The 12,262-nt window shown below is 54.2% G+C and carries 9 protein-coding genes; 1 reads left to right on the top strand and 8 read right to left on the bottom strand.

Going from position 1 to position 12,262, the window contains the following annotated elements; genetic code table 11:
* Nucleotides 1-2 precede the first annotated feature (2 nt).
* The 8 genes from urtB to ACT3RP_RS10485 form a co-directional block, all read right to left on the bottom strand.
* Nucleotides 3-1,613, bottom strand: coding sequence for an urea ABC transporter permease subunit UrtB (gene urtB / locus ACT3RP_RS10520; protein WP_096277239.1), 1,611 nt, complete (start codon nt 1,611-1,613; stop codon nt 3-5).
* Nucleotides 1,614-1,700: 87 nt separating this feature from the next.
* On the bottom strand, nt 1,701-2,990 hold the full coding sequence (gene urtA / locus ACT3RP_RS10515; RefSeq protein ID WP_444672020.1) for an urea ABC transporter substrate-binding protein: 1,290 nt from the start codon (nt 2,988-2,990) through the stop codon (nt 1,701-1,703).
* 507 nt (nt 2,991-3,497) lie between these two features.
* Nucleotides 3,498-4,991, bottom strand: a complete 1,494-nt coding sequence (locus ACT3RP_RS10510) for a tripartite tricarboxylate transporter permease (protein WP_444671811.1) — start codon at nt 4,989-4,991, stop codon at nt 3,498-3,500.
* A 53-nt stretch (nt 4,992-5,044) separates the two neighbouring features.
* Nucleotides 5,045-5,527 carry a tripartite tricarboxylate transporter TctB family protein gene (locus ACT3RP_RS10505; protein WP_441686699.1) on the bottom strand — a complete coding sequence of 161 codons (483 nt, stop codon included), beginning with the start codon at nt 5,525-5,527 and terminating at the stop codon, nt 5,045-5,047.
* Between the two features lie 139 nt (nt 5,528-5,666).
* On the bottom strand, nt 5,667-6,665 hold the full coding sequence (locus ACT3RP_RS10500; RefSeq protein WP_441686700.1) for a Bug family tripartite tricarboxylate transporter substrate binding protein: 999 nt from the start codon (nt 6,663-6,665) through the stop codon (nt 5,667-5,669).
* Between the two features lie 273 nt (nt 6,666-6,938).
* Nucleotides 6,939-8,267: a CitMHS family transporter gene (locus tag ACT3RP_RS10495; protein WP_441686701.1), complete on the bottom strand. Its 1,329-nt coding sequence runs from the start codon at nt 8,265-8,267 to the stop codon at nt 6,939-6,941.
* A gap of 478 nt (nt 8,268-8,745) precedes the next feature.
* On the bottom strand, nt 8,746-9,483 hold the full coding sequence (locus tag ACT3RP_RS10490) for a response regulator (RefSeq protein WP_441686702.1): 738 nt from the start codon (nt 9,481-9,483) through the stop codon (nt 8,746-8,748).
* A 110-nt stretch (nt 9,484-9,593) separates the two neighbouring features.
* Nucleotides 9,594-11,273: an ATP-binding protein gene (locus ACT3RP_RS10485; protein ID WP_483393745.1), complete on the bottom strand. Its 1,680-nt coding sequence runs from the start codon at nt 11,271-11,273 to the stop codon at nt 9,594-9,596.
* Nucleotides 11,274-11,415: 142 nt separating this feature from the next.
* On the opposite strand from ACT3RP_RS10485, the gene ACT3RP_RS10480 reads away from it, so the two are divergent.
* Nucleotides 11,416-12,144, top strand: coding sequence for a DUF481 domain-containing protein (locus ACT3RP_RS10480; protein ID WP_441686707.1), 729 nt, complete (start codon nt 11,416-11,418; stop codon nt 12,142-12,144).
* Nucleotides 12,145-12,262 lie beyond the last annotated feature (118 nt).

The following is a 12,262-nucleotide window of genomic DNA, read 5'->3' as shown; positions in this document are numbered from 1 at the left end:
GTTTAGCCCTCCGCAGCCCGGCCCTTCTGCGGGAAGAGTCCACGCGGGCGTTTTTGAATGAATAGGATGATAAAGACCAAGACGATAATTTTGGCCAGCACTGCGCCCGCCCAAGGTTCTAATACCTGATTAATAATCCCCAGCGAGAGGCCCGCCACCAGCGTTCCCCACAGATTGCCGACGCCGCCAAACACCACCACCATAAAGGAGTCGATGATGTAGTTTTGCCCCAGGTTAGGGCCGACGTTGGTCAACTGGGAAAGCGCGACACCTGCCAAACCGGCCACGCCCGAACCCAGTGCGAAGGTCATAATATCGACACGGGTAGCGCGAATGCCCATCGAGCGGGCCATGGCCCTATTTTGCGTCACGGCGCGCACATCAAGCCCTAGCCGTGTGCGGCGCATAATCAGCATCAGCGCCGCAAACACCACCAGCGCAAAACCGAGCACCACCATACGGTTAAGCGTGAGAGACAGCGCATCATTGATCACTAAAGAGCCGCTCATCCACTCAGGGGTAATCACCGTACGGTTAAGCGGTGAAATAACGGTGCGCACCAGTTGCTGTAGAATCAAGCTGATACCGAAGGTCGCCAGCAAGGTTTCCAGCGGGCGGCCTTTTAAAAACTGAATAACGCCGCGCTCGATGGCAATACCCGCCAGCGCTGCGACCATAAAGCCCGCAGGAATAGCAAGAATCAGCGCCAGCCCCGGCTGGCCGGGCAGCAGCTGCTGCATTCCCCAGGTGGTATAAGCGCCCAGCATCATCAGCTCACCGTGGGCCATATTGATCACGCCCATGACGCCAAAGGTAATCGCCAGGCCTATCGCTGCCAGCACTAGTACCGAGCCGAGACTTAAACCGAAGTAGAGCGTTTCCAAGCCACGATTAATCTTGAGATTTTGTTCAATGCTGCCCAAAGCGCTCGCCGCTGCGTCTGCCACAATGGGGTCATCTCCGTTCACGGCGCGGCTTAGCGCGACTCGGGCGCGAGGATGCAGACTGCCACGCAGCGCTTCAACGCCCGCCAGCTCACCGCTTTCCACTTGGTAGATCGCTAACGCTTGGGAAAGCCTGCGGACAACCTGGCTATCCTGCTCGCCGGCAATCAGCTCACTGAGCGGCTCGGCCAGCGTTTCATCCACTTCGCCCAATAGCCGTTCTGCCGAGTGGCGACGACGCTCAATGTTAGGCGAGTAAAGGTCAACCACGGCGATGGCGCTACGCAGCTGATTGCGCAGCGCGTTATTTATGCCGATACGATCTAAGTCGCGGCGCGACATCTGGCCCAGCGCTTCGCCCGTTAGTACATCGGCAACCGGCCACTCGCGGCCGCTGTTGTCGAGCACCAGCACTATTCTGCCATCGTCGGTACTCTGTAAGCGGCCATCCAATAGCGCCTGCAGCCAATCGCGGGCGCGCTCATCATCGCTTTGCAAAATAGCGGTGATGGCGTCGCCTTTAGCGCTATATGATTTAACGTTCAGCGCTTCTAGCAGCTCAAGGGCGGCGGCGTCAGCGTTAGCTGTAGAACTCGTTTGGGCTTGCGAGGTGACTGTGATGCTCAACAACAGCAGGCACAGTAGCCCTAAGGAAAGGAAACGCCTCATGGGGTTCTTCCTTTGGTTATCTGAGAGGGAAAGGTAGCGTGCTCCTCTACGCCTCACTTTTCAGTCAGGCGTAGAGGGAAATCATCGTTATTCTGCGAGGGCCGCTTCGGCTTCTTCTACGGCGGTACTGCCGCCGCACGAGCCGTTAACGACGTTAAAGTTGCCGCATTCCATCGGCTTGCGCCAATCGGCAATCAGATCACGCGAACCGGGTAGGTAATCCGACCAAGCATCGCCTGCCACGGTAGACGGCGTCTGCCAGACAATATCAAACTGGCCGTTGTCTTGAATTTCACCAATCAGCACCGGCTTGGTGATGTGATGGTTGGGCATCATCGCCGCGTAGCCACCGGATAGATTCGGCACCGTCACGCCAATAATCGCATCTTTTACGCTGTCGACATCGGTGGTGCCTGCTTTACGAACCGCTTCTGCCCACATATTAAACCCAATGTAGTGTGCTTCCATCGGGTCATTCGTCACTGCCTCTTCGTCGCCGGTGTAGTCGATCCAGGCATCGATAAAGTCATAGTTGTCATCATTATCGACGCTCATGAAGTAGTTCCAAGCGGCTAAATGACCCACTAGCGGGCCCGTATCGATACCGGTAAGCTCCTGTTCGCCCACGGAGAAGGCGATGACCGGAATATCGGCGGCATCGATGCCCTGGTTAGCAAGCTCGGTGTAGAACGGCACGTTGGCATCGCCATTAATCGTTGAGATGACGGCGGTACGCTTACCCTCTTCGCCAAAACGGCTCAGCTCAGACACGATATTCTGCCAATCGGAATGACCGAATGGCGTGTAATTGACCATGATGTCTTCGTCGGCGATGCCATACTCATCTTTGAGAAACGCCTCAAGAATCCGGTTAGTCGTGCGCGGATACACGTAGTCGGTGCCGATCAGCGCGAAGCGTTCGATACCCACTTCGTTGATCAGATACTCAACGGCAGGAATCGCCTGCTGGTTAGGCGCCGCGCCGGTGTAGAAGACATTTTCTGAGGACTCCTCACCTTCGTACTGCACCGGGTAGAAAAGCAGGCCGTTGAGTTCTTCCACGACGGGCAGCACCGCTTTACGGGAAACCGAGGTCCAGTTACCGAAAATAACGTCAACTTCTTCCTGAGCCAGCAGCTCACGGGCGCGTTCAGCAAACAGCGGCCAGTTAGAAGCGGGGTCGACGACAACGGCCTCTAGCTGGCGACCCAGCAGGCCACCCGCTTCGTTCTGCTGTTCAATCAACATTTCGACGGTGTCTTTAAGAACGGTCTCACTGATCGCCATAGTGCCGGAGAGCGAATGTAGAATGCCGACCTTAATCGGATCTTCGCTCTGATCAGCATCTTGAGCGATGGCCTGAGCACTGGCCCCCATCACGACAGCGGCTAGCAAGGCGAGCGCAAAGCGACCCGGCGAGCGGGTTGCGCTCAGGTGTGTCGAGCGAGCGCTTGTGTTGTATGGCAATGTGATCACTTGAACCTCCTTGCACCCCTTATGTGTGGGGCTTGTTAATTGGCGTCGCATTTAGGGCTGCGATGTTAGTTCCCCCAATACGTCCACTAGCCATTAACACCTGCAAGGGGTGCGCCAGATTGGCACAACACTTATTTACAGCCATTTATTCAATGACTTATTGATATTATAAAAAACCATAGTCTAGCCGAATGCACCAACATTAAGCACGACGCCTGAGCTTAAGCACGCTATCAATGCACCAATAAAACCCTGTGCACCAATCGGGTAATTGTCGGGCGTCGACACACAACAGCAATGCTAAGCTCACCATTTGATTACAAAACCGACAAAAGCGTGAGATACAAAAAAGGAGCCTGGGTATCCCCAAGACTCCTTATTAATCATCCAAAACACCCCACTAATGAGTTACATAGCGGTACGTTTCTTGCGGCGTTTTTTCAGTAGCGGTAAGCCAAGCGATAGTAAGGCAACCAGCAGCAGCCCCAGCGCAATCGGCTTATCGACGAACGTTGTCCAATCGCCACCCGAGATTTGCAGCGCACGACGCATGGACTCTTCCATGATATTACCCAAAATCAGCGCCAGGATTAGCGGCGCCGCCGGGAAACCAAACAGACGCATTCCCAGGCCAACCAAGCCAAAGCCCAACAGCAGCAGCAGATCAAACACGCTGAAGCTCATGCCGTAAACGCCGATCATGCAGAAGATTAGGATGAGCGATAACAGCAATGGGCGGGGCATATCGAGAATTTTGGCGATATAGGGAATCAGCGGCAGGTTAAGCGCCAGCAGGAAGATATTGCCAATATACATACTGGCAACCACGCTCCAGAACACGTCCGGGCGCTGCTCAAGCATCATGGGGCCAGGGTTCACGCCCATTACCAGCAGCGCACCCAGTAGCACCGCGGTAGTACCCGAGCCCGGCACGCCTAGCGTTAATAGCGGTACAAAGGAGCCGGTACAAGCAGCGTTATTGGCGGCTTCTGGTGCCGCAACGCCCTTGATATTGCCCTGTCCAAAGGTGTGGCCATCTTTAGCAATACGCTTTTCCATACTGTAGCCCAAAAATGAGCCGATGGTTGCGCCCGCACCTGGCAGTACGCCGGTAAAGAAACCCAGTACCGAGCTACGGCCAATGGGGCCAGCGATCTCTTTTACTTCACTGCGAGTCAACTTCAGCGAGCCAATCGCATTGCGCGGCACTTCTTTGCCACCGCCGCCGCGCAGCAGCATATAAAACACCTCGGCAAGCGCGAAAATACCCAGCGCTACGACAAGGAAATCAATGCCATCGAGAAGCTGAATGGAGCCAAACGTATAGCGCTCGGTGCCGGTCTGCATATCGATACCCACAATCGAGATAATCACCCCAACCACGGCGGCAATGAGCCCTTTGACCAGAGACTTATCCGACAGCGAGACCACGGCGGTTAAGCCCAGCACCATCAGTGCAAAGTACTCAGAAGGGCCAAAGCTGACGGCCACTTTCGACAACAGCGGTGCGATCAGCATTAAGAAAATAACGGAAACAGTGCCGCCGATAAAGGAAGCGTAGGCGGCAATCGCCAGCGCTTTGCCCGCTTGCCCTTTTTTAGCCATCGGGTAGCCATCAAAAGAGGTCGCCACCGTGCCCGCCACGCCGGGGGCGTTGAGCAGTATCGAAGACGTAGAGCCGCCGAAGATGGCGCCGTAATAAACCCCCGCCATTAAAATTAAACCTGACGAAGGCTCCATGGCAAAGGTAATAGGAATCATAAGGGCAAGTGCGCTGATAGGGCCTAAGCCCGGCAGCATGCCGATAATAGTGCCGGCGAATACGCCAGCAAACACGTAAGCGATATTGATCGGCTCAAGCGCGATGCCAAAGCCGTACATCAGATTATTGAAGGCATCCATGGGAATTACTCTCTTAAAGACCTGCTAGCTTAATTTCGACTAAAACGGCTGGTTTAGAAAGGCAGCACGCCAGTGGGTAGATAGACGTCCATCACTCGCGTCATGGTGAGATAAAGCGCTAACACCACCCCCAGTGACGTAGCGAGGTTAACCGTATGGCGGCGGTAGCCGTAGTAAGCCGTTAAACCCACGCAAAGCAGCGTCGAGGCGAGCACGAAGCCAATCGGTACCAGTAAAAATGCATAGGCGGCAATTGCCAGCGAGGTCACGATGACTCGTGCCCAGGGCGTTAATAGCAGCGGCCCTTGTTGTGCCTCTTGATCAATTTCGTCAGCACCGGCAATCGGCGTAGGCTTCTCAAAGAACAGAAAGCCCGACAGGATCAATAAAGAAAATCCTAATACTTTGGGAAACAGGTCTGAATCGACCGGCCGCGGTAGCGGGAAAGTCGGGATTTGCCATGCCATCGCGATGTAGGCGACAGCCAATAGCGCCAATATCAGCGCTAACCACTGATTGGTATTTAAACGAGTCATAGGAATCTCTCCGAAGGAGCCAACGCACCGACTGTCGTTAACAACCCGTTTTAGTCACGGTTTTTTAAGAAAAAACAAGTGGTTAACAACAGGGGGTGCCCCAGCCGCACTTAGGCGGCTGGGTTATACAGGAGTAGGATTACTGGCGCAGCAAACCAAGCTCACTCAGCACATCGCTGAACTGCTCTTGCTGCTGATCCAGGAAGGCACCAAATTCTTCGCTGTTTTGGTAGGCGTCGATCCAGCCCAGCTGGTCGCTCGCTTCACGCCAGGCGTCGGTTTCAAGCATTTCAGCGAACAGATCTTCGTAGTAAGCCACAGCTTCTTCAGGCATATCCGGCGTGCCCATGATGCCGCGCCAGATATCGAAGGTGTAGTCGTAGCCTTGTTCCTGGTAGGTAGGTACGTCGGCTAAGCCGCCACCCAAGCGCTCTTCAGAGGAAACACCCAGCGCGCGGAGCTGGCTACCTTCACCCAATTGGCCAACTGACTCGCCAGCACCGGTGATGACCGCTTCAATATGGCCACCCATCAGGTTAGTCATGGCATCGCCGCCGCCCGAAAACGGAATATAGTTGATGTCCGCAGCATCAATACCCGCCGCTGAGGCCAAACCTGCCACAGAGATATGATCCATCGAACCCGGTGCACTACCACCGCCAACACTCAAACGGGGGTTCTCTTTAAGAGCCGCAAACAGATCTTCCAGCGTTTGATACTCAGAGTCTGCCGCGACCAGAATGATCGAGTAGTCGGTATTAATTCTAGCGACCGGGGTAAAGTCGGTGTGGTCATAGCGTGAGGCGCCTGCCAGCGGCACCAAAATCATCGGTGGGCTGGTCGCAAATAGCTTGTGCGGATTGCCGGCGTCGCGCGCCACTTGTGCCCAGGCGACGGCACCGCCACCGCCGGGTACGTTGATCGCGGCGAAGCTTTCATCGGCCAGACCTTCTTGCTGGATCACCCGCGACATGGTGCGGGCAAGCGTGTCCCAACCACCGCCCGGATTAGCTGGCGCGACGAATTCAATAGAGCGGCTTGGTGTCCACTCTTGCGCCTGTGCGGCGGTCGTCATTCCAGCAAATGCGGCTAGTGGTAGAGCAAATACAGATAAGCGCTTAAGAGTAAGCGAGGTCATGATGGCGTTCTCCAGATCTCAGTGTTGTTGTATGGTTATTTGTATAAATATTGGTCTTATTATGTGATGACACGTCGCGAACGTTAGAAGACCGTGCCCCTGACCGACAAGCTTATGCGCATAAAAGACAAAAAGTTCTTTATGGGCATTTTGTTCATTGTGCTCACTCGCCTTAACCGCGCATTAACGTTGTGACGGCGCATCTTCCAGAATGCGCCGCCTTCCATTGCTACCGGCTTCCCAAATTCAGCTTAGCCGTGAAGCATCCGTGGATCAAACGGCTATCACGCCGAGTAAAACAGCACACATCAATAGTACAATACTCAACCCCCACATCCAGAAGAACGAGTAGCGCAAGTGCTTGTGCATCTCTAGACCGGAGAGCCCTAGCGCCAGCCACACGGCGGGAGCCAAGGGAGATACGAAGGTGCCCACGATGTTACCAATGACCATGGCATAGGCTGTTGAATACGAGTCGATATCAAAGGAGAGACCGATTTGTTCTACCACAGGGAACAGAGCGAAGTAGTAGGCATCCGTACTAAGCAGCAAGTCCAACGGCACACCCAGCACCCCAATAATGATATGCAGATAGTCGGAGAAGGCGCTCGGTAGCACCGTCACCACATCATTGGCGATGGCATTTAACATGCCCGTACCGTTCAAGACTCCCAGGAACAGGCCAGCGGAGATAATGATAGAGGCCATTGTTAAGGCACTCGGCGCATGCGCTTGAATGCGCGCCATTTGCTCTTTAGGCGTACGATAGTTCACCAGCAGCGCCACAGCGACACCCAGTAAGAACGCCAACCCCGCAGGCAATATACCGGCAACCAGAATCGTGATGACGGCAATAGCGATGATGGCATTAACCCAGATCAGCTTTGGTCGCAGCAGGCTGACATCAACATCATTTGAGAACACGCCTTGGGTTAGTGAGCCTTCGTCATGCTCCTGGCCCGGCTGAAGCGTGCCGTAGGTTCTTAAAATCCGGCGCTTTTCCAGAATTCCCATAAAAACCGCCAGCGCCAGCATTAACACTACGCCGATGGCCTGAATCTGAATTAGTGGATACCATAATTCGGTGACATCTACATCAAGTACCGATGCCACTCGCCCCAATGGCCCGCCCCACGGCACCATATTCACGATGGAGGCAGAGCCTGCAATAAGCAGCAATAGTAAGTAAGGATTCATGCGTAGCCGCAGATAGAGCGGCAATAGTGCCGGTATAGTGATCAGGAATGTGGATGCGCCGGAGCCATCTAACTGAGCCACCATGGCAATGAGCACGGTAATCAGAGCGACGGTAATAATATTGCCTCTCGATAGCGCGATCATCTTATTGATCACCGGCTCAAACAGCCCCGTGTCCTGCATGATTCCAAAGAAAATAATGGCGAAAATGAACATTACTGCGACGTTCATCACGGAGCTTAGCCCCGCACTAAAAAACTCGCCTAGATCCGTCGCATCAAAGCCTGCCGCAAAAGCTGCGATTACCGGCGGAATAACCATTGCCACCAGAGGAGAAACGCGCCCACTAATAAGGAGGCCGACGATAACGATGATGGTGATAAAACCAATGACACTTAAGCTCATTCGTCATTAACCTTTTCTTTAATTCTTAAGCTTAATCATCCCTAGCAACGCAGAACACGCGCCCGCCTTAAGTCTCAATAGACTTATTGACGAGCCACATCGCGCTCAGCCACACCAGGTGCATAGCAACAGGCGTTGGTTGGCTAATAACTGAGTCGGGGTATTCTCCCCGCCCTAGGAATTGACTAGCGTTAGAAATTGGCTGAAATGGGAAGGATCCTGCGCATTCACCTCGGGGGTGACACTAGGTCCAGTCAGGAACATCTGAGGCAGTCCAGACCCTTTAAAACGCCTTAATGTCAGGGATTCTGACGATCATGGCGCTCTTCTTGTGAAGAAATCATTACTAAGCTGGCGTGCTGAACGCACATTAAAGGATTGGCACAACGCCTCTCAACGTTATGAACATAATGAACAAAAAGTTCATTTTGAGCGTTGTGTGCATTTTGTTCACGCGGCCCCGTCTTCTCTTGCGACGCTACTCCTCTTCACACCAAGGCAAGGCGTCACCGACCAAACGATAGCGGCGCTCGGGCCTGCCGACATCGCCGTAGCCCAGCTCGGCGTTTACCAGCTGCACCGAAACCAAAAACTCTAAATAGCGGCGCGCCGTGGAGCGGCTAGTGCCCATCTCCCGCGCCACCTGCATCGCAGCCTGAGGCTGAGATGATGCCTGAAGCGCAGCCACCACCGCACGCAGGGTTAGGCGATCAATACCTTTGGGAAGCACGCGTGTTTTCTGCGACGAACGTCCCGCACCACTGGGTTGTAATCGGGCCAGTACGTGATCCAATTCATCCTGGCTCAGCTCTGCGTAGTTGGCCAACACTTCGCGCTCACGGCGAAAACGAATGAGCATCTGGCTCATCCGGGCGGCTTCAATCGGCTTAATCAAATAATCAAAAACCCCACCGCGCAGCGCCTCGCTAATCGTTTCCACCTCACGAGCTGCCGTAACCATCACAATATCCACATGCACGTAGTCGCGCCGGATAGCCCATAAAAGCTCCAGCCCTTCTACATCGGGTAAGTAGGCATCCAGCAAAATCAGATGAATATCATCGGCATGCTGGGCCATCAGCGCTTTAGCCTCACTGCCATTTCGCGCCATACCGACGACGTAAAAACCGTCGCTTTGCTCAATAAAGGCTTTATGAATATCGGCAATGCGAAAATCATCTTCGATGACCAAAATACCGTATTGCTTGGCAGACATGCATTTTCCCCTAGCAATGTTTCATCATTGTTGTAGTGGCAATGTGTAGTGGCGGTGGTAACAGGCGCCGGTGTTGCTCATTTGTGTCGATTAGACCCAAAGCGCTGCGTTCATACGGTGCGGGAAGCGGCGCACAGCGAGCGGTCTAGCACGGCGATAAAGCACGCGCCCTCAAGCTCACTTTCCTCTAGCGTCACTGCTCCTCCGTTTTGACGACACAGCCTTGCGACGAGCGCTAAGCCAATGCCCTGGTGCTTGCCGTTTTTGGTTGAAAAGCCATCTTGGAAAATCGACTCTGCGAGTTCAGCGGGAACGCCTAGGCCGTTATCTTCCACCTCAATCAACAGCTGCTCGCCTAGGTCGGTGAAAAACAGGCGCACTTTAGGCTCCTTACTCGGCCCGTTAAGCGCGGCATGGCAGGCGTTATCTAGCAGGTTGCCAACCACACTCATCATGACTTCTTGCCCGGTAGGCGTGAGCGGGCAAGAAAGCGAGCTTTGCGAGTCGATTTCCAGTACCACGCCAAGCTCCCGCGCCCGAGTGAGTTTACCCAGTAGCGTGCCACTAAGCACGGCGTCAGCCACATGGCGCATTAAAAAGCTCATCTGTGCCTGGGCGCGCTCCGTTTCTTGGTGGATCAGCGCCAGCGCCTCGTCAGTGCGCTTTAGCTGCAGCAAGCCCGAAATAGTGTAAAGCTTATTAGAAAACTCATGCGCCTGAGCGCGCAGCATATCCACGTCGCGGCTTGCCTGGGTCAGTGCTTGAGACAGATCAATGATCTCGCGGCGGCTACGAAAGGTCGCCACCGCGCCCTCGATCTCGCCCTCATGCAGAATCGGTACTCGGTTCACCACCACCGGGTGATCGCCTAGCCACATCTCCTGATCAAACTCCCGCTCGCCGTGCTTGAGGACTTCTAAAAGCCGAGAATTCGGTACCACCCCGCGGATGGGCTGCCCGAGCAGCACATGCGCATCGTCTAGATTAAGAAAGCGCCGCGCCTGCTGATTAACCAGGGTGATATGACCCTCACGATTAACCGCCAGCACGCCCTCGTGAATCGATTGCAAAATGGCCTCTTTTTCCATCGCTAAGCGGGCAATTTCATAGGGTTCAAGCCCCAGAATCACTCGTTTAAGATGCTGTGACAGCCCGTAAGCTCCGGCAAACCCTAAGCAAATCATTAATCCGACCAGCCACCAGCCGAAGCTGGTGTATCTTCCGACATCCATGGCGACGCGATCCATCATAAAGCCGACGGAAACAACGCCAATGATATTACCCTCCTCATCCCAAATGGGGGCTTTTCCTCGCATGGCGGTACCCAACGAGCCGGTCGCCTCTGAGACATAAAATTGACCATAAATCAGTGCTTGATCGTTGTCTCCTCCCACCATTTTCTCACCAATCCGCTCCTGCACCGGATGCGAGTAGCGCCTGCTTTGCGCATCACCGACCACCACGTAGCGCGCCCCCGTTTCATGGCGAATGCGCTCTGCGAGCGGCTGAATAATGAAAGACGGGTCGGGAATAGCAAACGCGTTGATAATTTGCGGCATTGACGCCACCGTTTTAGCTACCGCCAGCGCCCGCTCGCCCATCTGCTGGCTAATAATTTCCGACTTACGATGATTGAGATACGTACCCTGTGCCAGTAGCATGCCGGCTAGCAGTAGCCCGACTAACAGCATTACCTGAAGGCGAAAACTGCGTTTATACCAGCTGCGTCTGGCGCGAGTACGGCGCCAGCGCTGTAGGTCAGCTAAGGTGCGGGGACGAGAAATGGTCATAGATACGCTCAAAATACGTGACAGCGTCATTATGACACGCGCCGGCAAACGACGTTGAACGTCGCCACTTTCTGTCATCGTTCGCTGATATAATGGCTGAATGCCTTACTCAAGGAGGGACGTTGTGGCGATCACTCGATGGATGCTCTTGCTGGCCTGCTGGCCATTGTGGCTAACAGCAGCGTATGCCAGCCCGTTCTATGCACCACCAGCGCCGAAAGAAGACTCCCCGGTGTTCAGTGGCGATACTGAACTCGGCTTTACCCGCCTTTCAGGCAACACCGACAGCCAAACGCTTATTGGCAAAACGCTGTTAACGTGGCTAACGGGTAACTTTACCTATTCGCTGCGCGGTGAAGTCCGCAACGTGACAAAGGATGACGAAACCAGCGCTGAGCAATATTTGGTGGCCGGACGCGAGCGCTATGACTTAGAGGGCCCACACTATTTGTTTGGATTCGCCCGCTGGGAAAAAGACCGCTTTGCCGGCTATGACCAGCAGCTCTCCGTCGTTGGCGGCTATGGCCGACAGATTTTTGAGACCGATGCTCATACGCTGTCGCTAGAAGCAGGCCCGGGCTACCGACACGACCGCTTGCGAGATGACGACAACGATCGACTGGCAGTGGCCTACACCGCACTCGACTACCGCTGGGGATTTTCTGACTATGCAGATCTTCAGCAGGAAATGTCATTGGAGTATACCGAGCAAAATATCACTTCCCGCTCGCTAACAGCGCTTACCGCACGACTCAACTCAAAGCTTTCGTTACGCCTGTCACACGAAATCAAGCACAACTCCGAGCCGCCTGCCGATGCCAGTGAGCGTACCGACAGCACCGTGAGTGCGTCACTTCTTTACCGCTGGTGAGCCAAAAGCGTGCAGGCTGATTTTTTTACGCACCAAAATAAAACGAGTTAGACGTTCGTCTATATTAGAGATATACTGTCTCCAGTTTCCTGTCCTCGCGCCATTCATTGAATGGCGC

Source organism: Halomonas sp. AOP5-B2-8 (assembly GCF_052376475.1).
GTDB lineage: Bacteria > Pseudomonadota > Gammaproteobacteria > Pseudomonadales > Halomonadaceae > Vreelandella > Vreelandella casei.
The sequence above is the reverse complement of the archived record's forward strand: the minus strand, read 5'-3'. Positions and strand labels throughout refer to the sequence as shown.